This is a genomic window from Roseateles sp. P1_C6 (assembly GCF_056406315.1).
This window is the reverse complement of the sequence record NZ_JBFUAK010000013.1, coordinates 180,525-202,938: the sequence shown is the minus strand read 5'-3', so window position 1 is coordinate 202,938 and position 22,414 is coordinate 180,525. Positions and strand designations below refer to the sequence as shown.

The following is a 22,414-nucleotide window of genomic DNA, read 5'->3' as shown; positions in this document are numbered from 1 at the left end:
TTTCAGCCTTCCCGGCGCAGCGCCGGGAACAGGATCACGTCGCGGATGGACGGCGAGTCGGTGATCAGCATCATCAGCCGGTCGATGCCGATGCCGCAGCCCCCGGTGGGGGGCATGCCGTACTCCAGCGACCGGATGAAGTCGGCGTCGAAGAACATCGCTTCCTCGTCGCCGGCGTCCTTGTTGGCCACCTGGGCGTGGAAGCGCGCAGCCTGGTCCTCGGCGTCGTTCAGCTCGGAGAAGCCGTTGGCGTATTCGCGGCCGGTGATGAAGAGCTCGAAGCGCTCGGTGATCTTGGGGTCGGCGTCCGACGCGCGCGCCAGCGGCGAGACCTCGACGGGGTAGTCGATGATGAAGGTGGGCTCCCACAGCTTCTCTTCGACGACGGCCTCGAACAGGCCGAATTGCAGCTCGGCCAGGCTCCAGCGCGCCGGGGCTTCTTCACCGGCGGCCTTGATCCTGGCGCGCAGCACGTCGGGCGAATCGGCTTCCTCGCCTGTCAGGCCGGCGAACTGGATCAGCGAGTCACGCACCGACACGCGGGCGAAGGGCTTGTCCAGCGCCACCGGCTTGCCGGCGTAGGTCAGCGCGGCGCTGCCGGTGGCGGCGATGGCCGCGTGGCGCAGCACGGCTTCCGTGAAGTCCATGATGTCGTGATGCGTCCAGTAGGCCGCGTAGAACTCCATCATCGTGAACTCGGGGTTGTGGCGGACCGAGATGCCCTCGTTGCGGAAGTTGCGGTTGATCTCGAACACGCGCTCGAAGCCGCCCACGACCAGGCGCTTCAGGTACAGCTCGGGCGCGATGCGCAGGAACATCTGCTGGTCCAGCGCGTTGTGGTGCGTCGTGAACGGCTTGGCGTTGGCGCCGCCGGGGATGGGGTGGAGCATGGGCGTCTCCACCTCCAGGAAGCCGTGCTCCACCATGAACTGGCGGATGGCCGACACGCCCTGGCTGCGCGCGACGAAGCGCTTGCGGGCGTCCTCGTCGGTGATCAGGTCCACATAGCGCTGGCGGTACTTCTGCTCCTGGTCGCTCATGCCGTGGAACTTGTCCGGCAGCGGGCGCAGGCTCTTGGTGAGCAGGCGCAGCGTAGTGACCGTGATGGTCAACTCGCCGGTCTTGGTCTTCATCAGCGTGCCCTCGCCGCCGATGATGTCGCCCAGGTCCCAGTGCTTGAAGGCGTCGTAGACGTCCGCGCCGACGTTGTCGATGGTCACGCGCAGCTGGATGCGGCCGGTGGCGTCCTGCAGCGTGCAGAAGCTCGCCTTGCCCATCACGCGCTTGAGCATCATGCGGCCGGCCACGCTGACCTTGACGGCCTGCGGCTCCAGCGCCTCGTTGTCCAGCTCGCCGTACAGGGCTTGCAGCGGCAGCGCACGGTGTTGCGGCTTGAAGTCGTTGGGGAACGGCACCGCGCTGGCGGCCCGCAGCGCAGCCAGTTTTTCGCGGCGCTCGGCGATCAGTTGGTTCTCTTCAGCGGCGGGGGTGGGCGGTGTCGTTTGGGTCATTGCAGGCCTTGGTGAATCCGCGATTTTAGAATCCGCCACCTCGCCGGGCTCCGCACACCACGCTCCCGTGGCTTCGCAGGCCCCGCCGCCCACCCTCCACATGCCGCGAAACGCCCCGCTTCCTGCCCGTTCGCTCCGCGATTTCCTGCCCCTGGGGCCGCGCTGACATGGCGCTCTGGCCTTATCGTCTGGAGGCCGCCGTGGCCCGCCTGCGCGCGTGGGTCTGGCGGCTGCGTGGCCTGGCCGTGGGCGCGGGCGCCGCGGTGCATGGCGGCGTGCGTCTGCGCTTTGGCGCGCCCTCGGCGCTGGGCGAGCGCAGCGTGCTCTACCGCGATGTGCAGATCCTCGCGACCGGTACCGGCAGCTTTCGCATCGGCCGCGATAGCCATCTCGCGCCCGGCGCCTACGTGCTGGTCGGCGAGCAGACGCTGGACATCGGCGACGACGTGGCCATCGGCCCCGGTCTGATGCTGTTCTGCGAATCCAACGACGCCGGCCCCGACGGCCTGTTCCGACAGCAATACCGCCGCGCGCCGGTGCGCATCGGCGCCAACGTCTTCATCGGCGCGCGTGTGACGGTGCTACCGGGCGCCGTCATCGAGGACGGCGTCGTCGTCGCCGCGCACGCAGTCGTCAGCGGTCGCCTGGCGTCCGGCTGGGTCTATGGCGGCTGCCCGGCGCGGGCGTTGCGGCCGCTGCGCCCCGAGGCCGCGGCGACATGAAGTCGCACGCGGCGACAGCGCTGCGCTGGCTCGACTTCCCTGCGGCAACGCTGCGCTGGTTGGTGCGCGGCGAGCGGTGCCTGAATGACTTCCGCGCCACGTTTGCGGCCACGCTGGGTGTCGACGCGGCGCGGGTGCACCTGTTCGGCAGCGGACGCGCCGCGCTGCATGCCTATGTCACCAGCCTTGGGCTGCCCGCCGGGTCCGAGGTGCTGCTGCCCGGCTACACCTGCGTCGTCGTGCCCCAGGTCTTCGACAACCTCGGGCTGAAGCTGCGCTACGTGGACATCGAATCCGGTGCCTTCAACCCCGGCGCCGCGGCCATCGCCGCCGCCATCGGCCCGCAGACCGGCCTGGTGCTGCTGCCGCACAACTTCGGGCTGTGTCTGGAAGGGATTGCGGGCCTGCGCGAGCGGTTCCCCGGCGTCGTCTTCGTCGAGGACGCCGCGCATGCCTGGGGCAGCCGCACCGCCGATGGCCGCATCGCGGGCACGCTGGGCCAGGCCGCCTTCTTCAGCTTCGAGTACTCCAAGCCGCTGTCGACCGGCCTGGGCGGCGCGCTGGTCGTGAATGACGCCGCTGCCTGGCAGCCGCCGGCGCAGCATCGCCCGGCGACGGGAGCCGTGCTGCGCCAGGCACTGACGCTGGCCTGGCACCGGCTGGTGCAGACGCTGCCCGCGCCGCTGCTGCAGGCCGTCAAGTCGCTGCTGCGCGGCCCGTCGCGGCGGCTGGGCGTTGTGGCCGACACCCCCGACGCCGAACTGCAAGGGATGGCGCAGCCCGATTACCGGCTGGGCCTGCACCCCTGGTCAGCTGCACTGGGCGCCCGCCAGGCGCGGCGTGCGGCCGAGGTCTGGGCCGTGCGGCGCGACCAGGCGACGGCTTACGACAACCTGCTGGCCGCCTTGCCAGCGGCGCAGCGCCCCGAGCGCGCCACGGGCGACGTGCTGCTGCGCTACCCGCTGCTTCTGCCGCCGGGCAGCGACCGTGACGCGCTAACCGTGGCGCTGGCCCGTGAGGGCGTCGAGCTGGGCTGCTGGTTCGACGACGTCGTGCATCCGCGCGGCAGCCGCCGCCCGGGCTACCGCGATGGTGACTGCCCGGTCGGCGAGGCCACGGCGGCCTGCATCGTCAACCTGCCGCTGGGCTTGCATGCCCGTCTCAGCCAGGGGCAGATGCTTGCGCTGCAGCGGCATCTGGCCGGCCCGGAGCCCCGGCCATGAGCCTGCGGCGCCGCTTCGCACAACTGGCCGCCGCCTCCGCCATCAGCCAGGCCTTGCCGATGGCGATGGCGCCGCTGCTGACGCGCGCCTTCGGCGCCGAGGCGCTGGGCCAGTGGGCCTGGTTTGCCGCCGTGGCGGCCAGCTTCGCGACCGTCGCCAATGCGCGCTACGAGTACGCCATCCCGCTGCCGCGCCGCCGTGTCGACGCCGGGCTGCTGCTGGTGCTGGCGCTGGGCCTGAGCCTGTTGATCGGTGCGGCCACGGCGCTGCTGGCCTGGGGTCTGGGTGCCTTGCCCGCGGGCGCGCTGGGCGGGCGCTGGTCACACGCAGCCTGGTTGCGCGAGGCCGCGCTGGCCCTGGCGGTGGTGGTGGCGCTGACGGGCCTGCAGCAGGCGCTGATGCTGTGGAACAACCGCCACGGCCGCTTCGGCGCGATCGCCCAGGCGCGCGTCGGCCAGCAGGTGGTGCTGGCCCTGGCGCAACTGGCGGCCTGGGGCGCGGGCTGGTTGACGGCCGCCGCGTTGGTGGCGGCGCAGTTGCTGTCGCTGCTGGTGGCGCCGGCCTGGCTGCTGTGGCGCGGGCAGCCGGCGCGGCTGCGTATGGCCCGCACGGCCGTGGCGGCGCGGCGGCGCTGGCGGCGCCTGCGCGCCGTGGCCTGGCGGCACCGCCAGTTCCCGCTGGTCAACAGCCCGCATGCCTTCGTCAACAGCCTGCAGGAGGCGCTGGCGCTGTCGCTGATCGCCGCCTCGGCGGGCGTGGCGGCGGCGGGCTGGTATGCGGTGATGGTGCGGCTCGTGAAGGCGCCGGCCACGCTGGTGGGCGGGGCCTTGTCCGAGGCGCTGCTGTCCACATTGGCCCAGGACTGGCGCGAAGGCCGCAGCCTGCGCCCGACGCTGGCGCGCGCGATGCGCGGGCTGCTGCTGCCGGCCGTGGTGGGCGCGGCGGTGCTGGCGCTGGTGGGGCCAACGCTGTTCGGCTGGGCGCTGGGCAGCGACTGGACGACGGCGGGTGACTACGCACGCTGGTTCGCGCCCTATGTCGCGGCACACTTCGTCTGCGCGCCGCTGACCGTGGCGCCCATGGTCACGCAGCGCCAGACCGGCGCGCTGGCATTCAGTCTGGTGGGCAATGCGCTGTACGTGCTGGCGCTGGCGGGGATGCTGCACGCCGGCCGGCCGGTGACCGAAGCGTTGGGCGCCGTGTCGGTCGTGATGCCCTTGTACTTTGCGGCCTACCTGGCCTGGCTGTACCGCGGCGCGGTGCCGCCTTCTCGCACGGAGACTTGAGTTGAAACTGGTGTTGATCGGCGATGGCGAAAGCCCGCACCTGCTGAAGTGGGCGCGCATGCTGGCGCCGCGGGTACGCCTGGCGGCCATCTCGTCGCGCGGCTTTGCGCCCGGCTGGGAGCTGCTGCTGCCGGACGCCGAACGCCTGGCGCTGAACACCTCGCCCGATCACGCGGGCGGCAATCTCGCCATCGTCAAGATGCTGCCCCGTGTCGGCGCCTGGCTGGCCGGCACCGACCCCGACTGGATCCATGCGCACTACCTGACCTCGCACGGCACGCTGGCCTGGGCGGCCAAGCTGGGCTGGCGGCTGCGGGCGCAGATCGCCGGCTCGGCCTGGGGCAGCGACATCCTCGTGACGCCCAACCAGGGCGGCGCCTACCGCTGGATGACCAAGAAGGTGCTGCGCAGTTGCGCCGTGACGACCTCGGACTCCCACTTCATGGCCGATCGCATGCGCGAGCTGGGCGCGCGCGAGGTCATGGTGTTCCCGTTCGGCCTGGAGGCTATGCCCAAGCAGAACGCGAAGAAGCAGCCTTGGCTGTGCTTTGCCAACCGCGGGCTGGAGCCCATCTACCGGCCGCAGCGCGTCATCGAGGCGTTCGCGCGCATCGCGGCGGCGCAGCCCGAGGCGAGGCTGGTTGTCGCGAACGACGGCTCGCTGCGTGCCGCGCTTGAGGCAGACGTGGCCGCGCGAGGCCTGGCCGACAAGGTCAGCTTCGTCGGCCGCCTGGACGCCGCGGCGCAGGCCAGCCACTACGCGCGCTCGACCTGGTTCCTGAGCCTGCCCGAGAGCGACTCGGTGTCGGTCTCGGTGCTGGAGGCCATGGCGCATGGCTGCGTGCCGCTGCTGTCCGAGTTGCCGGCCAACCGCGAAGTCATCGGCGACTCGGCGCGCGGGCTGATCGTCGGCTCGCTGGACGACCTGCCGGCCCGCATGGTGGCGCTGGACACGACGCGACTCGCTGCGATCAACCGCGACTGGGTCGCCGCCAACGGCCTGTTCGAGCCACACGTGCAGCGCTTCCTGACCCGCCTGCGGGAGCTGTCGACATGAGGTTGCTGCTCGTCAACCACTACGCCGGCTCCCCCGCCCACGGCATGGAGTTCCGCCCCTACTACCTGGCCCGCGAATGGGTCAGGGCAGGGCACGAGGTCACCATCGTCGCGGCGTCGTACTCGCATGTGCGCGCTGTGCAGCCCGAGGTCGGCAGCGAGCCGCGCGAAGAAGTCATCGACGGCATCCACTACCGCTGGCTGCCTACGCCGCACTACGCCGGCAACGGCGTGGGCCGTCTGCGCAACATCCTGTCCTTCCTGCGCCAGCTGCGCGCCGATGCCTGGCGGCTGACGCGCGAATTCCGGCCCGATGCCGTCATCGCGTCCAGCACCTACCCGATGGACATCTGGGTCGCGAGGAAGCTCGCGCGGCTGGCGAAGCCCGAGCGTGCGCCGGGCGCTGCCGGCCCGTCGCGGGCCAAGCTGGTCTACGAGGTGCACGACCTCTGGCCGCTGTCGCTGATCGAGCTGTCCGGCATGTCGCCGCGCCACCCCTTCGCCATGCTATGCGGCAAGGCCGAGGCGGAGGCCTACCGCGACGCCGATGCCGTCGTCTCCATGCTGCCCTGCGTGCACGAGCACATGGCGTCACGGGGCCTGGACCTGAAGAAGCTGCACATCGTGCCCAATGGCTTTGCGCCCGAGGAATGGCAGGGCCAGTCGGCCCCGCTGGGCGCAGCACTGGCCTCACATCTGGACGCCGAACATGCTGCCGGCCGCGTGGTCGTTGGCTATGCCGGCTCCATGGGCCTGCCCAACGCGCTGGACGTGCTGCTCGACGCCGCCGCGCGGCTGAAGGATGCACCGCTGAGCTTCGTGCTCGTCGGCGGCGGCCACGAGGCCGCCCGCCTGGCCGAGCGTGCCGCGGCCGAGGGGCTGACGAATCTGCGCTTCTTTCCGCCCATCCCCAAGGCCCAGATCCCGACGTTGCTGGCCCGCTTCGACATCGCCTACATCGGCTGGCAGCGCACGCCCATCTACCGCTTCGGCATTGCGCCCAACAAGCTCATCGACTACCTGATGGCCGGGCGCGCCGTGCTGCATTCCGTCGAGGCTGGCAACGACCCGGTCGCTGAGGCCGGCGCTGGGTTGACCGTCGCGCCGGAGGCCCCGCAGGCCGTCGCTGACGGGTTGCTGAAGCTGGCGGCTCTGTCGCCCGAAGAGCGCGCCGCGATGGGCCAGCGGGGTCGTGCGTTCGCGATGGCGCATCACGCCTACCCGGTGCTGGCGGCGCGTTTCATCGAGGCCTTGTCGTGAGCGAACTCGAGCAGATCGCCCAACGCTACGCCCGCCGCCAGGCTCGTGGTGATGGCGGCGACCGCTACAGCCTGCTGCGTCCCGAGGTCTGGCAGATGTGGCAGGAGCGCCAGCGTGCCTTGCTCAAGCTGCTGGCCAAGCGCGCCGGCGAACCAGCCGACTGGCGTGCCACCGAGGTGGGGTGCGGCGCCGGCGGCAACCTGCTGGACCTGCTGCGACTGGGGCTGGTGCCCACGCACCTCACCGGCATCGAACTGCTGCCAGAACGCCTGACCGCCGCGCGCGCCGCCCTGCCAGAGAGTGTTCACCTGCTGGCCGGCGACGCGTCCGTCGCCGCCGTGCCACCGGCGAGCCAGGACTTGGTGCTGCAGTCCACCGTCTTCTCGTCCATCCTCGACGATGCGTTGCAGCAGCGCGTGGCCGACGCGATGTGGGCATGGTTGAAGCCGGGCGGCGCCGTCGTCTGGTACGACTTCACCGTCAACAACCCGCGCAACCCCGACGTGCGCGGCGTGCCGCTGGCACGCGTGCGACAGCTCTTCCCGAACGGCGGCTTCACCGCACGCCGCGTCACGCTCGCACCCCCTTTGGCCCGCGCGCTGCCAGGCGCTTACGCGCTGTTCAATCTCATTCCCTGGCTGCGCACCCATCGGCTGGTTCTGATCGAGAAGCCCCTGTAGTGCGTGATCCGCGAAAATCCCCCCAATGACTGCCCAGCCCTTCCTCCCTTTTGCCTTGCCTGACATCGGCGACGACGAGATCGCCGAAGTCGTCGACACGCTGAAATCCGGCTGGATCACGACCGGCCCCAAGGCCAAGCGCTTTGAGCAGGCCTTCGCCGACTTTCTCGGTGACCCGCAGATCGAATGCATCGCCGTCAACTCGGCCACGGCCGGCCTGCATCTCGCGCTTGAAGCCATCGGCCTGGGCCCCGGCGATGAGGTCATCACGACCACCCACACCTTCACGGCCACCGCCGAGGTCGTGCGCTACCTGGGCGCCGACGTGAAGCTGGTCGACATCGACCCGGCGACGCTGAACATCGACATCGCCGCCATCGAAGCCGCGATCACGCCCAGGACCAAGGCCATCCTGCCCGTGCACTATGCGGGCCTCGCCTGCGACATGCTGGCCATCCTCGACATCGCCCGCCGCCATGGCCTGCGCGTCATCGAGGATGCCGCGCACGCGCTGCCGACGACGCTGGAGAAGGAGCTGATCGGCACACTGGGCAGCGACGCGACGGTCTTCAGCTTCTACGCCAACAAGACCATGACGACGGGCGAAGGCGGCATGCTGGTCACCCGCAACGCCGAGCTCGCCAAGCGTGCGCGCATCATGCGCCTGCACGGCATGAGCCGCGACGCCTTCGATCGCTTCACGGCCAAGGTGCCCAGCTGGTACTACGAGATCGTCGCGCCAGGGTTCAAGTACAACCTGACGGACATTGCGGCGGCCCTGGGATTGCATCAGCTCAAGCGCCTGCCCGCGTTCCAGACGCGGCGGGAGCAGATTGCGAGGCGCTTCCAGGAGGCTTTCGCCGACTTGCCGCTGATCCTGCCGCCTGAGGCGCCCGAGGGCGATACGCATTCGTGGCATCTGTACGTGGTGCGCCTGGCCGACGACGCGCCCATCACGCGTGACGCCTTCATCGAAGGCATGTATGCCGCGGGCATCGGCTGCAGCGTGCATTACGTGCCGCTGCATCTGCATCCCTACTGGCGCGATCGCTACGAACTGACGCCGGAGCAGTTCCCGCAGTCGCAGAAGGCCTTCGAGCGCACGGTCAGCCTGCCGCTGTACACGGCGATGAGTGATGCCGATGTGGAGCGTGTCGTCGCTGCGGTGCGTGGGCTGCTGGCTTGAGCAAGCGAATCTTCGATGTGACCTGCTCAGCGCTGGGACTGCTGCTGCTGTCGCCTCTGCTGCTGCTGATCGCCATCTGGATCAAGTTCGATTCGCCCGGTCCGGCACTGTTCCGCCAGACTCGCGTCGGCCGCTTTGGCGTGCCGTTCACGATCCACAAGTTCCGCACAATGCGAGTCGAGCCCGGGCCGGCGATCACGGTTGGTGTCGATCCACGCATCACGCGTTCGGGAGTCCTGCTGCGTACCAGCAAGCTCGATGAACTGCCCCAGCTTTGGGATGTGTTGCGCGGCGCGATGAGCTTGGTCGGGCCGCGGCCCGAGCTGCCGCTGTATGTCGCGCTGTACCCGGAAGACTTGCGTGAGCGGGTCTTGGCGGTGCGTCCCGGTCTCACGGACCCGGCTTCGCTAGCTTTCAGTCATGAGGCGACCCTGCTCGCTGCGGCGGCCGATCCTGAGCGCGAGTATCGCGACGTTATCCTGCCGGCCAAGCTGAGGCTGGCAGTGGACTACGCCAGCCATGCGGGCCTTGCGGCAGACCTCCAGGTGCTTCTCAAGACGCTGGCGCGTGTACTGCGCGGCTGACAATCTCGCCCATGAACTGGCTATTTCTCGACACGCTCCTCACCCGCCTGCGCCCGCACCGGGAGGCGCTGGCGCTGATGCTGGATGCACTTGTCGTCGCGTTTGCCTGGCAGGCCACCTACCTGTTCCGCCTGGGCTTCGAACGCTGGTTCTCCGCGCGACCCGCCTATGACTGCTGGGTGCTTCTCGGCCTGGTCATCCTCTACGCCATGTCTTTCCGGCTGCTGCATGTGCCCAAGGGCATGTGGCGCTTTTCTGGCTTCGGCGAGATCAAGCGCCTTGCTGCGGCGTGCCTGGTGGCGGGCCTGGTGGGCGCGACCGTCATCCTGATGTCCCGTCTGGAGGCCGTACCGCGCGCCGTACTGGCATTGCACCCCATCTTCTCCCTGATGCTGCTGGCGATGATGCGAATGGCTTACCGCATGTTGTATGAGCACATGCGCAGCCGCATCAGCGGCAGCGCCCATGAGCAGCGTCGTGCGTTGGTGATGGGCGCTGGCGATGCCGGGAGACTGCTCGTGGCTGGAATCCAGCACAGCCAGGGTTGGGTGGTTGTGGGGTTCCTGGACGATGCACCCGAGAAGCGCGGCGCCAGGGCTGCAGGCATACCCGTGCTGGGCACCCTAGAGGAAGCGCCGCGCTTTGCGCAACTCCACGGCATCACGCACCTGATCTTCGCCATGCCCGCGGCCACACCCGCCCAGCGTCGCCGCGCGCTGGATCTGGCCGGCCATACGGGTCTGCCTGTGCTGACCATACCCAGCAGTCAGGAACTTCTCGCAGGCCTGCATGTCGACCAGGTGCGTGACATCGAACCCGAGGACCTGCTTGGCCGTGAAGCCGTGAACCTGGACGAGGGGGGGATCAGCGAATGCCTGAACGGCAAGGTCGTCCTGATCACGGGTGCTGGCGGATCGATAGGGTCGGAGCTGTGTCGCCAGGTGGCGCGATACGGCCCATCGAAGATCGTGCTGTACGAACTGAGCGAATTCGCGCTGTACTCGATCGAGCAGGACTTGAGTGAACGGTTCCCGCACATTCCGCTGGTGAAACTGATTGGGGATGTAAAGGATTTGGAACAGCTGCGTCACGTCTTTGCCAAGTACAAGCCCCTGATAGTCTTCCATGCGGCGGCGTACAAGCATGTGCCACTGATGGAGGAAGAGAACGCCTGGGCAGCGCTGCGCAACAACACGCTCGGCACCTATCGGGCCGCGCTGGCGGCGATCGAGGCCGGGGTGGAGCGTTTCGTACTGATCTCAACGGACAAGGCCGTCAATCCGACCAATGTGATGGGCGCCAGCAAGCGGGCTGCAGAAATGGTGCTGTCAAGTCTTGCCACCCGCGGCGGTCGCACAAAGCTGATGGCCGTGCGCTTCGGCAATGTGCTCGGCTCGAGCGGTAGCGTGATCCCGAAGTTCAAAGAGCAACTGGCCAAAGGCGGCCCGCTGACGGTCACCCATCCGGACATCACGCGCTACTTCATGACGATCCCGGAGGCGGCGCAGTTGGTGCTGCAGGCGGCGGTCATCGCGGAAAGCGGGCAGGTGTATGTGCTCGACATGGGCCAGCCGGTGAAGATCCTGGATCTTGCGCGAAACATCCTGTTGCTGAGTGGGCATCGCGACAGTGGTGTGAAAATCGAGTTCATAGGTTTGCGACCGGGCGAGAAGCTCTATGAGGAATTGCTTGCTGACGAGGACCTGACTCTGGCGTCATCGCATGATCGGCTGAGGATCGCGCAGTTGAAGGAAGTGGCAGGAGAGGCATGGTTGAATGCCATCGTCGGCTGGCTCGCTCCACCTGAGGCTGACGTGGTGGAAAGAGCGCTTCGCCAGAAGTTGCAGCAGTTCGTGCCTGAATATCTGCCGCGTTGATCCCAACCCAGGAATACGAGAGGCGAAATCGATCGCCGAGGATGAAAATGAACCAGAGAAGCAAAGTCGTTCTGACGCTGGGTCTGATCACCTTGCCGGGGACCGCCTTCGCGTATGTCGATCCTGGCAGTGGCTTGATGCTGCTGCAAGGGCTGATTGCCCTTGTAGGGGCGGTGGTCGTCGCAGTGCGTAATCCCGTGGCCGCGCTCAAGCGCCTGATCGCGAAGATCCGGCGCAAATGAGAGATCCCCAGGCGTCGCTGACCTTCGAGGCGGACAGGGTGCTGCGTCACCTGAATGCACCGTTGGCACCAGACCATTTCCTACATTCAGGCCTCGCGCGCCTGTGGGTGGAGCGCGGGGACCTCGTGCAGTTTGAGATCCTGTCGCCGACGACGCTGGCCGCGCGACGACTGAAGTTCGTCACGCATCCCTTTGAATGGAGTGACAGCCAGCTGCATGCTGCGGCCCGTTTCACCCTGCGTCTGCAAGAGGAAGCGGTGGCTGCGGGATTCGATCTCAAGGATGCGTCGGCGTGGAATGTCATCTTCGACGGAACGCGACCTGTGTTTTGCGACCTGATGTCGCTTCAGCCCTTGCGGGACAAGAAGTGGTGGGCCGCGGGACAGTTTGCGCGGCATTTCATCCTGCCTTTGCTGCTTTCGCGCCGTCGCGGACTGCAGGCTCACCAGGCATTTGCGATGTGGCGGGACGGCGTGCCGGAGCACGTGGCTCGGGAGATGTTGGGCCCCACGCGGTTTTTCGGCAGGTATTGGCCGTTGATGGCGAGCGGCCCGACACGCGACGCGCACAACGCAGCGGCGGGGTCTTGCCCGCGTGACGACGACAGCGACGCGATCAAATCCTTCCGCAGTTCCTTGCTGGGTGGACTCTCCTGGATGCTCGACGGCGTCAGTCCACGCCCCGACCAGGCGCGCCATGCGACCTACTGGCAGGACTACGCCGAGGCACGCGCGCACTACGAGGCCAACACGCTAGAGGTAAAGCGCCAGCAGGTGGCACAGTGGCTCGCGCGGCTCAAGCCGGCATGGGCGCTGGACTTGGGTTGCAACGCCGGTGAGTTCAGTCGACTTGCCTCAGCTGCGGGCGCGCAGGTGATCGCTGTCGATGCGGATCACGGCGCCATGGAACGCGTCTGGGCGAGCGCTGACCCAGCCCTGCATCCGGTCGTGGCCCATCTGGACGACCTCAGCGGCGGTCGAGGCTGGGCAGGGCGCGAGCACCCGGGTCTGGCTGACCGTCTGGTGCAGTCTGTAGATTTGACGATGATGCTCGCGCTCATCCACCACTTAGCGGTCAGCGCGTCGATCCCACTGCAAGAGATCGCCGCGTTTGCAGCGCGTTGCACGCGCCGCGCGCTGATCATCGAGTTGATCTCAAGCGACGATGTCCAACTGCGCTCGTTGTGCGAGCAGCGCCTGCGCGACCCGTTGGAGTTCGGGATCGACCGTCAAAAGGCGGCATTTGCTGCCGCTGGATTCGAGCTTATCGAGCAAGTCGAGTTGGGATCAGGTGAGCGCATGCTAGCGCTGATGCGTCGCGCCGCCTGACTTCATCTGGCAGGCACTTCAGTGGGGCTGCGCTGAACCATCAGCCGCGGCACGGGGCTTCGATGTGTCGACGCAGGACATCAAGTCAGTGAGCAACTTCTCGAGCTGGTAGGCGTTGCCGATCCGGTCGGCGCAAAAGCTGGCCGGCTTCGTGAACAGCGCGATGCCCCGCTCGTCCACTTCCTTGAGTCTGGCGGGGAACAATGCTTCGGCCTTGGGGTCGGCGCGCCAGCCACGCGAGCGAAGGATGCCGTGATCGCCGAAGATGACCACTATCGCGTTCGGATCCAGCGAGCCGATCGTGGCGAGATAGTCCTGCATCATCACGGTCGCGTGCTGCGAGTTTCGCAAGTGGGTGTCGATGAATTCCGCCTTGTCCGCGGCGAGGTAGTCCCGATAGGTGAGGTTCGTGTGCTCGGGAAGCGCGATATAAGACCACACGATCCAGGCCGAACTGTCCGACGCGGCCTTCTTGATGAAGGTGTTCGTAACGTGGTGATGCGCCTGTACCTCGTCCTCCTGGCCGGTCAAGCGCTGCGCCACCTTCTGGGTACCTCTGCATAGATGCAGGCCGACACGGATAGGCGCCAGCGAGCAAAATCCTATGCTTCGTTGGGGTTCGTAGGCGTCCAGATTCTGCAGGGGATGAAGGGTGCCGAAATAGTTGTTTTGGTACAGGAACGCGACCTTGTAGCCAGCGGCGTGGGCCTTGTCGACGCCGGTCGATGGCGAATCTATCGTGAGGGATGCCGATTCCTCAATCGGACTGTCCCCGAAGGCGCTCCAGGGCATCTGCCGCTCCTGCAGCACGTCGATGACCGATTGCATTGAATATGGGCGCGACGAGCGAGCGTTGACCGATTCCCTGAATCCCTCGTGAGCCAGAACTGCTTGCCAAGGCGGGGAGCGGCCAAACGTAGCCGAGTAGTAGTCGGTCTCGCTCATGGCGTCGAACATCAACAGATAGATGTTGGGTGGCTTGGCTCCGTGTGACTGCGTCGGTGCTGTGATCGCGGACCGGGGCGGTGGTGGCGCACGTCGGTGCGTCGAGGACTGGACGGCTGCCATGGCGATGGCCAGGATCAACGCCGTCAGGATCGCGCGGGAGGCACGGTCGAAGGTCAGACCTAGAAACGCCGCCAATGCCACCAACGGAAGGCAGGCAAGCTTTGTCACCTGGTTCCATTGCATGAAGACAAGAAAGCTGTAGGCGAACGAGACTGTCACGCAGAGCGCTGCAATAGCGGCCGGGATCCATCGTCTAGTCCCCGTGACGGGCGCTCTCCTGCAAACCAACCATGTGGTCACGCCGCAGATGGATGCCAACACCAGTGAATTGATCGCGATGCCCGCCGAGATGTACGCCAGCGACAACCCGGAAAAGGTCCGCCAGGCGTTTGCCACGACCCAGGCATACGGGAGCAGGCAGAACCAGAACACCCTGGCTGACACGAGGCGGGCCGTGTTCGTCATCGAGGCCTGACGGCCTGTAAATAGGCGTCCGCGATCGCCGAGGCGGTATAGCGCGAACGCAGCGTTGTGCGGTCGCCGCTGCTGGTCGTGGAAGCGTCGAGCGCCAGCCGCAGGTCTTGCGCGCTCTTGAAGTAGCAAGCGCCCTTACCCGCGGTCCTGCGATTGAACTCGACGTCGAAGCAGAGGATGCCGCAGTCGTAGAACAGCATTTCCACGAGCGAAGGGTTCGTACCTCCTACGCTGTGGCCATGCAGGTAGTACTCGCAGCTCGCCCGCAGCTCAGCGAGTTGAACGGGGTCGTAGATCGGGTCCAGCAGTCGAAGCCGTGGCTCCTGCGCGTATCTCGAGCGCAACGAGCGAGCGTAGTCGCTGTGATTCCAGTTGCCGATGATGGTGTATTCGGCAAGTGTCGATTGCAGCGCACCGTCGATCAGCAGTTCCAGGTTGTTCTCAGGTTCGATCCGACAGATCGTCAAGCCGGTCCGTGGCTTGCGATTGGGGTGGTCCACGCGCAGGACGTGGTCACCCGGATAAGCAATGCAGGTCGACTTGCACTTCGCGGACTCTGTGAGGAAGTCCCGAAGCGCTTCGTTGTCGTAGACTACATGGTGCGAGAACCATTGCGCAAGCGTATCGAAGACCTTGAGCAGTCGGCGCTTGTTCGCCGAGAACTTCGTGCGACGCCATTCGACGCCATCCACATTGACGACCAAGCGTTTGCCTGTGAGTGAGCACAGCGCCCGAAAGAGCGGAAACCACAGTCCGCCGGACACGCCGAGAACCACGATCTGCCGGCTCCTCGAGAACACGCGCACGAATGCCAGGGCATCATGGAGCACCGAGGAGGCCCCGTTGGCGGACACCGTCAGAAACTCGCGGTGCACGCCCTGAAAATCGGGTGACCGGTCCGGGTACAGGCGGGCGTCGCAGGTGACGATAACTGGAATTCCGCGCGCCGCGATGGTGGGCGCGCAGTGCTCGAGGAAGGATTCGAAGCCACCATATCGATTCGGGATGCCGGCCGATCCGATGAATGAGATGGTCATTGCTGCCCGCCTTTTTGACGCGCACCAATGATGTCGGCATAGCCGGCGAGCAACCGAGCGCAATAGGCGGACTCGCTGTGACGCTCGCGGATCAACTCGAGGGAGTTCCTGCCCATCGCAGCACGTGTCTCGCTGGACGAGCAAGACGCTTCATCAAGGGACCGCAGCAGGGAGGCCTTGTCGGAAGGCGAGAAGATGAGGCCTGTCGAGCCGTGCCGCACCAGTTCAGGAATGCCGCCGATATCAGCGCCCAGGACCGGCGTCCCAGCCCCGAAACTCTCTAGAACCGACATCGGATTGTTCTCGTACCACTCGGAGGGGACCACGCTGAAGCTGGCGTGTCGCATCTCCTGCCTGAGGGTCGCAGCGGGCAGCTTGCCGAGAAATTCAATGTTGGCGCAGTCCGCGTACCTGCCGCGCAGAACGTCCGACAAAGGGCCGTCGCCTGCAATCCTCAGGCGCAGATGCGGCCGCTCCCGGAATGCCGCGCACATCAGGTCAACACCTTTCTCGTGGGACAACCTTCCTGCATACAGGAAAGGTGCGTCTGCCGCGACCTCCGCGGGCGCCTCGGCGAGATCTTGATCGCTGATGAAGTTGTAGAGGACGGAAGATTGCGCGCGGATGGCCGGCAGGTACTGCGCGTGCTTGTCCAGGCAGAACTGCGAGACCATGAAAAAGTGATCGATGTGGTCCAGGTAATTGAAGTACCGGTCGCGCACCCAGCTCTCGCCTGCGGACAACGCGCTGGCGAACAGACTGCTGCGATTGCAGCGCAGCGCGACGGCGTGCCGCTTCTCTCCGGAAGCGCAGCGCTCGCAAACGCCTTGCTGCTGCGTGTACAACGTGCTGATCGGGCAGAGCATTCGATACTCATGCACGGTCATCACGCAGGGGATTCCCAGGCGGCGCAGCGCGGCCAATACCGCCGAGCTCAGCTGGCCATAAAAGATGTGCAGGTGCGCAATGTCGGGCTTGAATGAGGCAACCAGACCTTCGATGGCCTGGGCAGCGTCGGGTCGGTAGACGAAGTCGCGAATGTTGCCCAGGGTTCGCACCGGATTGCGGCTGAAATAACTGTTTTGAGGAAGAAGTGCGGTGGTTTTGCGGGCATCGAAGGATTCATCGCCGCAACTGAGCGTGGCGACATCGTGCTTTCGATCTAGCAGCATGCGGGTCGTCAACTGGAATACCCGGTCGGATCCGCCTCGAATGTTCTCGAAATTATTGAGCTGGAGAATGCGCATGCGTGGCAGATCGTCTATTTATGAGCGACGTGGAGGCGGGATTTCGAGTACGGCCGACTGCGTCGGCCGCGAGGAAAAAGCAAAGAAAGTACAGCCCGTATCTGGATAGCAGAATCTGCGACGAGAAGGAAATGACTAGGATGGCCACGCAAAACAGTTGCAGAGTTGCGCTGTCGGGCGTTCGCGGTCTCATGGAGTGCGCACCCCTGAAACCGAGGCCAATCAATGCTGCGCCGCCTAAAACGAACGGCAGCCCGCCCACCAGCAAGAAGCCGAACCACATGATGTCAAAAACGGCAATGGCACCGCCGTCGGCAAACAGCTCAGGCAGCAGACCAGCGAGGTAGAGCGTTTCCACCAAATCGTTAAGTGGCGTTGGCATGCCGCCCACCAGCAGCCGACTCCCCCCTGTCGACAGCAGCTCGGGCAGAGCCAGCAGCATGCCCAGCCGTTGATAGGTCAGTACGAGGATGAAGTCGTCCCAGTTGTTGCCCGGGCCGAGGTAGATTTCCGGTAGGAACCAGATGAACAGCCCGCCGACCAGGGTCAGGCCGCAGACCATCGGCCAACGGTAGCGCCGAATCCAGGACTTGCCCCGCAGACTGTGGACCATACTCACAGCAAGTGCCGCCAGCATCGTCGTGTTAGAGCGGCCGCAGACGATGATCAGGAGGGCTGCGGGCACCATGGGAGAGTCAGTTCGGCGAGTGAGAGCAAAGCAAAGCAGAAGCAGCCCAACGTAGCTCAGCTCGATGGGATTGCGCAGCGTGAGCGACGCGAAGGACTTGCCAAGGCTCAGACTCGTGAGAACAGCGTTGGTCTTTTCCGCCGGAGTGAAGCCCTCATGCAGGGTCTGCAAGGATTTCGCCAAAGCGTCCGAAAGCAGCAGTTGCGTGAAAGCAAGTGCGGCGAGGGTGAGCGTGACAGTGCTCAGGGCTGCCGACAGTTCATCAATAGCTTGAGAACCATCCTGGTTCGCCGGCAGGAAGCAGCCAGGGCGAGACAGCACCGTGGCAACGAAGGTAACCCAGACGGTGTACCTTAGCGCTGCGAGGATGAACTCGTGATTGCCGCTCCCCGAGGCCAATGAAGTGGCTAGCGAGACGAGATACAACATCGCGGGGACAAGGATCCACCATCCGTAGGCGCCGAGCAGGGTCTTTGTACCGCGCTTGGCTCCTAGGGCGAGACCTAGCAGCGCCACAATGTCAACGCCTTGGGTCGCCACCGAATAAAGCGTCGCCGAACCTGTGACGAGATAGACGGCCATCGCTACGCTGTCAACCCACAGCGGCAAAAGCAGCAGGCCTACCAGAAGCGCCACTCGACGGCGAGGCGCTGGTCGCGAGGTGAGCTGGCCTGCTGCCTTTGCGTCAACTGGGCGCGACATTCGAGTGCCGATCAAAGAAGCGCGCCTGACCGCGCCGTGCGCGCCAACGCAGGGCCAACATGCTTGCGTTCAGGCTAATACTCTCTAGAGCGGTGATGGATTGCGGCCGCCAAGTGGTATGGCTGGTGCGCTGTGCCAGCCCGATGAAGTCCCTGCTGGTGCGCTCGATACTGAAATCCAACGCCCGGAGCTGGGCACGCCGAGTATGTTCGGCATACCCAGCCTCCGTCGCCATGCTCAAGGTTTCCAGGCAGGTGTCGAAACTTGTGAGGGGATATGGCAGGCCCGCATCATGGTAAGACAAGCCATTCGTATCGTGAAGGAAACCGTACGTGCCTGCGTCGACCGCGTGTTCGATGCCGATGATCGCCGGGACGCCGGCCGCCGACGCCTCTATTAGCACAGTTCCACTGCCAACGAATGCCAAAGCGCCCTCGAGCACCTCAGCAATGCGTTCATAGGCTATGGTCCCCTTCAAGTGCACCTGCTGCTGCAACCCCAATGTAGCGATCTGCTCGCGCAGGGCCGATTCGCATTCGCCGGTGCCATATATGTCGTATTGAAGCTCCAGCCCGCGGCTCCTCAGTCGGGCGATTGCTTCCAGCATTTGACTGTTATAGGTCTTGAAAGGTGTTAGTCGACCGATGGAGACGACACGCCGCGATCTTTTGCCTAGGGCAACTGCTCCGGCGCCTTGAGCATCTATTCCAATAGGAGTCAGCAACCCGGCGCGGTAGTCAATGCCGAAGCGCGCCGTATGGACCAATACCGAGCTCTCGTTAAAAAAGACCACGTGTTCAGGCGGCAACCCGCGGAATAGCGTTTCGGCGCGCCGCACGAATGTCACATCTTCGTCCTCGAAGAGATACTCGCGGTCATGATAGACCCCGACGGTCAACCTCCCGAGCGCGGCCACGGCGCTCAGCCGGGCCGCCAGCAGCAGCGAGCCGGTGTCAGCGGCGTGACAGACGTCAGGTACGTCCTTCAGCCACTGACGCAGCGCTGGGCCGTCCAGTGGCAGCACGAATCGCAACAAGGGTTTGTCAAGGATGGGCCGCCAGGGTCCAGCGGGAATGAACTGGTCGAGGTAAGCAATGCGGGCGTGGTCGCTCAGCTGGGCCAGTAAGCCAGGATCCGCACGGCGGGTGGCAAGCAACACGGAAACGCGAACACCAGCCCGGGCTAGAGATCGGCTAAGGCGAACCAGCAACGTTTCGACACCGCCCAACGGCAAGCCAACATAGACGAAAAGGATGTGCATTCGATCTCAGCGCGCAGGGGTGGTGGGTAGGGCACGCAGATAAATGCGGTACACCAGCACGCACAGTGGCAAATACAGCGCGTAGGTCAATACGTAGGCATAGCTCGCACCTGCCGCGCCATAACGGCCGATCAGCATCCAGCCTGCGAGCAGCATCATGCCCCCTTGGAAGAATTCAGCCGCAACGTGCAGCCTCAGATTGCCACGCGACAGACCGACAAAACCCAGCACAAGCGACAGCGAGCGAAGCGCGTCGCCGCAGGATTGCCAGGGCAGCAATGTGACCGCTGAGCCGAACTCTCGTGAAAACAGCAGCGCAACCAGACCTGCCGCAAATTGGAACGTGAATAAAGTGATTACGGCTACGACGGGCACAAGAAAGCGGTAGGCCTCGCTGACCAGGCGCTGAAGGCCAAGGCGATCGTTCACCGTCGCCACGCGAGGAAGAAAGTAGCTGCTCAGCAGGGCGCCAATGAACTGGAGCGAAGCGTCAGAGTAACGAAGTACAGCCTGCCATCCTCCAACTTCGGACCAGCCGCCGTGTTCCAGCAGGCGGTCTCTGAGAAGGATCTGAACCAGCGGCATCGCGATCGCTGAAATCAGTACCATCAGGCTGAACTTGCCCAGATACAAGGCGTCGGGCCAATGAATTCCCCATTGACGCCAGCGCGGCCAACCGCTGCGCCAGAGCTGGTGCGCAGCGTAGACGATTGCTGGACAACAGGCTGACCATAGCAGTCCGTAGGCAGCGCCTAGCACGCCCCACGTGGCCGCCAGCCACGCCATGCCACTGAGGCCCGCGATGACGGCGATTGAGGAGGCCACTGCGAAGGTTTGGGTCTTCTTGTCAGCGATGATCTTTGCGGAGGCCAGCGCGGCAAAGCTGAGTGCGAACTGCAGCAGTGCAAACAGCTCGATGACACGGACAAAGTTCTCCGACTTGAACAGCAACTGGCTCAATGGCGCCGCTGTAGCCAAGATCACGGATGCCACGATGAAGGAAGCGCCCAAACCCAACGTGGAGGCGGTCAGCCAGAAACGCTGTTCTGCTTGGGCATCCTGACGTCGCTGCGGCAAGCCCGTGATGACCCCGTTCTGAGTGCCACCAGCGGCAAGCAGGACGCAAATTGCCAACAAGCTCATGAGCTGACCGAGCTGCCCCAGACCCTGTGGGCCTGTGCTGACGGCGATGACCTTAACTGTCAGCACCCCGCCGAGCAGACGCAGGATGGTCGAAGCCCCGACTAACAGGCCGGCTGTCTTGAAATTCATTGAAAGCGTCGGCCGCAGCGGCGTCTGAGACTTAGCCGTGCCGCAGTGACGAGAGGACCACGTCGCAGACCTTGTCAACCTCGGCGTCAGTCAACTCGTAGTACAGCGGCAGGCGGACAAGGCAGCTGGAGAAGTGGTCGCTGTGGGGAAGTGGCCTGCCGTCATGCTTGCGCTGGAAGTACGGGCTGTCGTGAAGCGATAGATAGTGGAACACCGCATGTATTCCTTGTTCCTTTAGGCCAGCGATCAGCTTGGTCCGTTGTTCAAGGCCGCTGCACACGAGATAGAACATGTGTGCATTGTTCGTCGCGTAATCAGGAATTACGGGCAGCGTCACTCCGAACTCTGGCACCTGCGGGGCCAAGCGATCCCAGTAGCGCTGCCAAATCGACAGCCGCCGAGCCTGAATCGCTTCCAGATTCTCAAGTTGCGCGAACAGGTAGGCGGAAATGATGTCCGAGGGCAGGAATGACGACCCCACATCGACCCAACCGTATTTGTCCACCTCACCACGAAAAAACGAACTGCGGTTAGTGCCTTTTTCCCGCACGATCTCAGCGCGGCCGACATACTGTGGTTGGTTGACCACGAGCAGACCGCCCTCGCCCGCAATTACATTCTTCGTCTCGTGGAATGAAAAGGCAGACATTGCGCCAATGCCGCCCAATGGCCGACCTTTGTAATACGAGTCAATGGCTTGAGCGGCATCTTCGATTACGACCACCCCATATCGCTGTGCGATGGCCAGGATGCGGTCCATGTCACATGCTACGCCAGCGTAATGCACAACGACGATTGCGCGAGTGCGTGGCGTGATTAACGCTTCAATGGATTCAGCATCGATATTCGGATTGAGCCTCTCGCTATCGGCAAAAACGAGGGTCGCCCCACGCAGAACGAACGCGTTCGCGCTTGATACAAAGGTGAACGACGGCACGATGACTTCGTCGCCCTCTTTGATGTCGAGAAGCAGGGCGCTCATCTCCAGCGCGTCAGTGCACGACGTTGTCATCAACGCCTTTGCGAACCCGTAGCGTTGTTCGAAAAATGTGTGGCACTTCTTCGTGAACAGCCCATCGCCTGAAATCTTGCCAGATGCGACGGCCTGCGCGATATATACCAACTCTCGGCCGTGCAAGTATGGTTTGTTGAACGGAATCATTTGCTTTCCTCTTCAAGCAGCGTGGCTTCGAGATTCAACAACTCCTTGGAGCGAGCCTTGGCCCGTCTGGCGGGGTTCCCAATATATATTCCCCACGGTTCGGTACTCTTGTGAACTAAACTCATTGCTCCGACAGAGCATCCTTCAGCAACCGAGACGCCGGGAAAAATCACCGAACTAGCGCCAACAATGACATGCCTACCGAGGTGCACTGGCAATTTCGTCTCAGACTTGTATTTGCCCGGGACGGTCGGATTCGTCATGGTCTTGCCCGAATAGTCATCGGATTGGCTGAAGACTTGTACGAAATACGCCAAGCCCGCAAAGTCATCCAGCGTGATTCCAGCTTCTCCGCCGGCGAGCAGGCAATGTGGGGCGATGTGTACATATCGCCCGATAGTGATCTTGCCAGAAATAACGCAGAAATCGTCGATTCTTGAATTGTCTCCAATCTCGATCTTATCTGGGTTGTAGATCGCCGCCCTTGAGCTGATTTTGACGTTTTTTCCGAGAGACTTGAAGCCGAACGATTCTAATTCGGCGAGAGTTAGATATGCCATGTGAGTGTTCCGGTGGATCGACTCTTGACGGGTGGGGCCCCATCCGTT

At 64.6% G+C, this 22,414-nt stretch carries 21 protein-coding genes; 12 read left to right on the top strand and 9 right to left on the bottom strand.

Going from position 1 to position 22,414, the window contains the following annotated elements; translation table 11 throughout:
- Positions 1 to 2: 2 nt before the first annotated feature.
- On the bottom strand, positions 3 to 1,550 hold the full coding sequence (gene lysS / locus AC1D29_RS26650; protein ID WP_477903239.1) for a lysine--tRNA ligase: 1,548 nt from the start codon (positions 1,548 to 1,550) through the stop codon (positions 3 to 5).
- Between the two features lie 128 nt (positions 1,551 to 1,678).
- On the opposite strand from lysS, the gene AC1D29_RS26645 reads away from it, so the two are divergent.
- The 11 genes from AC1D29_RS26645 to AC1D29_RS26595 are packed head-to-tail and all read left to right on the top strand — an operon-like array spanning position 1,679 to position 12,955.
- Complete coding sequence (locus AC1D29_RS26645; RefSeq protein WP_477903237.1) at positions 1,679 to 2,233, top strand: acyltransferase; 555 nt, start codon at positions 1,679 to 1,681, stop codon at positions 2,231 to 2,233.
- Complete coding sequence (locus AC1D29_RS26640; protein ID WP_477903235.1) at positions 2,230 to 3,456, top strand: DegT/DnrJ/EryC1/StrS family aminotransferase; 1,227 nt, start codon at positions 2,230 to 2,232, stop codon at positions 3,454 to 3,456. Before AC1D29_RS26645 ends, AC1D29_RS26640 begins: the two co-directional genes overlap by 4 nt.
- Positions 3,453 to 4,742, top strand: a complete 1,290-nt coding sequence (locus AC1D29_RS26635; protein ID WP_477903233.1) for a lipopolysaccharide biosynthesis protein — start codon at positions 3,453 to 3,455, stop codon at positions 4,740 to 4,742. The genes AC1D29_RS26640 and AC1D29_RS26635 overlap by 4 nt, the downstream gene beginning before the upstream one ends.
- A gap of 10 nt (positions 4,743 to 4,752) precedes the next feature.
- Positions 4,753 to 5,799: a glycosyltransferase gene (locus tag AC1D29_RS26630; protein WP_477903279.1), complete on the top strand. Its 1,047-nt coding sequence runs from the start codon at positions 4,753 to 4,755 to the stop codon at positions 5,797 to 5,799.
- Positions 5,796 to 7,058, top strand: a complete 1,263-nt coding sequence (locus tag AC1D29_RS26625) for a glycosyltransferase family 4 protein (RefSeq protein ID WP_477903231.1) — start codon at positions 5,796 to 5,798, stop codon at positions 7,056 to 7,058. Before AC1D29_RS26630 ends, AC1D29_RS26625 begins: the two co-directional genes overlap by 4 nt.
- Positions 7,055 to 7,738, top strand: coding sequence for a class I SAM-dependent methyltransferase (locus AC1D29_RS26620; protein ID WP_477903229.1), 684 nt, complete (start codon positions 7,055 to 7,057; stop codon positions 7,736 to 7,738). The genes AC1D29_RS26625 and AC1D29_RS26620 overlap by 4 nt, the downstream gene beginning before the upstream one ends.
- A 25-nt stretch (positions 7,739 to 7,763) precedes the next feature.
- Positions 7,764 to 8,924 (top strand): DegT/DnrJ/EryC1/StrS family aminotransferase, encoded by a 1,161-nt coding sequence (locus AC1D29_RS26615; RefSeq protein ID WP_477903227.1) that lies wholly within the window; start codon positions 7,764 to 7,766, stop codon positions 8,922 to 8,924.
- On the top strand, positions 8,921 to 9,508 hold the full coding sequence (locus AC1D29_RS26610; RefSeq protein ID WP_477903225.1) for a sugar transferase: 588 nt from the start codon (positions 8,921 to 8,923) through the stop codon (positions 9,506 to 9,508). Before AC1D29_RS26615 ends, AC1D29_RS26610 begins: the two co-directional genes overlap by 4 nt.
- Before the next feature lie 11 nt (positions 9,509 to 9,519).
- Complete coding sequence (locus AC1D29_RS26605; RefSeq protein ID WP_477903223.1) at positions 9,520 to 11,385, top strand: polysaccharide biosynthesis protein; 1,866 nt, start codon at positions 9,520 to 9,522, stop codon at positions 11,383 to 11,385.
- A gap of 41 nt (positions 11,386 to 11,426) precedes the next feature.
- On the top strand, positions 11,427 to 11,627 hold the full coding sequence (locus tag AC1D29_RS26600) for a hypothetical protein (RefSeq protein ID WP_477903221.1): 201 nt from the start codon (positions 11,427 to 11,429) through the stop codon (positions 11,625 to 11,627).
- A complete protein-coding gene (locus AC1D29_RS26595; protein ID WP_477903219.1) occupies positions 11,624 to 12,955 on the top strand; it encodes a class I SAM-dependent methyltransferase in 1,332 nt (443 codons plus the stop codon). Before AC1D29_RS26600 ends, AC1D29_RS26595 begins: the two co-directional genes overlap by 4 nt.
- An 18-nt stretch (positions 12,956 to 12,973) precedes the next feature.
- On the opposite strand, the gene AC1D29_RS26590 is transcribed toward AC1D29_RS26595, so the two are convergent.
- Positions 12,974 to 14,182 (bottom strand): hypothetical protein, encoded by a 1,209-nt coding sequence (locus AC1D29_RS26590; protein ID WP_477903217.1) that lies wholly within the window; start codon positions 14,180 to 14,182, stop codon positions 12,974 to 12,976.
- Between the two features lie 43 nt (positions 14,183 to 14,225).
- Here AC1D29_RS26590 and AC1D29_RS26585 point away from each other — a divergent pair, with 43 nt between their 5' ends.
- Positions 14,226 to 14,438: a hypothetical protein gene (locus AC1D29_RS26585; protein ID WP_477903215.1), complete on the top strand. Its 213-nt coding sequence runs from the start codon at positions 14,226 to 14,228 to the stop codon at positions 14,436 to 14,438.
- Here AC1D29_RS26585 and AC1D29_RS26580 read toward each other — a convergent pair.
- Genes AC1D29_RS26580 through AC1D29_RS26550 form a run of 7 tightly spaced genes read right to left on the bottom strand, consistent with a single transcriptional unit; the run spans position 14,425 to position 22,366 of the window.
- On the bottom strand, positions 14,425 to 15,474 hold the full coding sequence (locus AC1D29_RS26580; RefSeq protein ID WP_477903214.1) for a DUF1972 domain-containing protein: 1,050 nt from the start codon (positions 15,472 to 15,474) through the stop codon (positions 14,425 to 14,427). The genes AC1D29_RS26585 and AC1D29_RS26580 overlap by 14 nt on opposite strands.
- Complete coding sequence (locus AC1D29_RS26575; protein WP_477903212.1) at positions 15,471 to 16,721, bottom strand: glycosyltransferase family 4 protein; 1,251 nt, start codon at positions 16,719 to 16,721, stop codon at positions 15,471 to 15,473. Before AC1D29_RS26575 ends, AC1D29_RS26580 begins: the two co-directional genes overlap by 4 nt.
- Positions 16,699 to 18,045, bottom strand: a complete 1,347-nt coding sequence (locus AC1D29_RS26570; protein ID WP_477903210.1) for a hypothetical protein — start codon at positions 18,043 to 18,045, stop codon at positions 16,699 to 16,701. The genes AC1D29_RS26575 and AC1D29_RS26570 overlap by 23 nt, the downstream gene beginning before the upstream one ends.
- A gap of 49 nt (positions 18,046 to 18,094) precedes the next feature.
- Positions 18,095 to 19,372 (bottom strand): glycosyltransferase, encoded by a 1,278-nt coding sequence (locus AC1D29_RS26565; RefSeq protein WP_477903208.1) that lies wholly within the window; start codon positions 19,370 to 19,372, stop codon positions 18,095 to 18,097.
- 6 nt (positions 19,373 to 19,378) lie between these two features.
- The gene (locus AC1D29_RS26560) at positions 19,379 to 20,644 is read right to left on the bottom strand and encodes an O-antigen translocase (protein WP_477903206.1); all 1,266 of its coding nucleotides are present in this window, start codon (positions 20,642 to 20,644) and stop codon (positions 19,379 to 19,381) included.
- A gap of 31 nt (positions 20,645 to 20,675) precedes the next feature.
- Positions 20,676 to 21,806, bottom strand: coding sequence for a dTDP-4-amino-4,6-dideoxygalactose transaminase (gene rffA, locus AC1D29_RS26555; RefSeq protein ID WP_477903204.1), 1,131 nt, complete (start codon positions 21,804 to 21,806; stop codon positions 20,676 to 20,678).
- On the bottom strand, positions 21,803 to 22,366 hold the full coding sequence (locus AC1D29_RS26550; RefSeq protein WP_477903202.1) for an acyltransferase: 564 nt from the start codon (positions 22,364 to 22,366) through the stop codon (positions 21,803 to 21,805). Before AC1D29_RS26550 ends, rffA begins: the two co-directional genes overlap by 4 nt.
- Between the last annotated feature and the right edge of the window lie 48 nt (positions 22,367 to 22,414).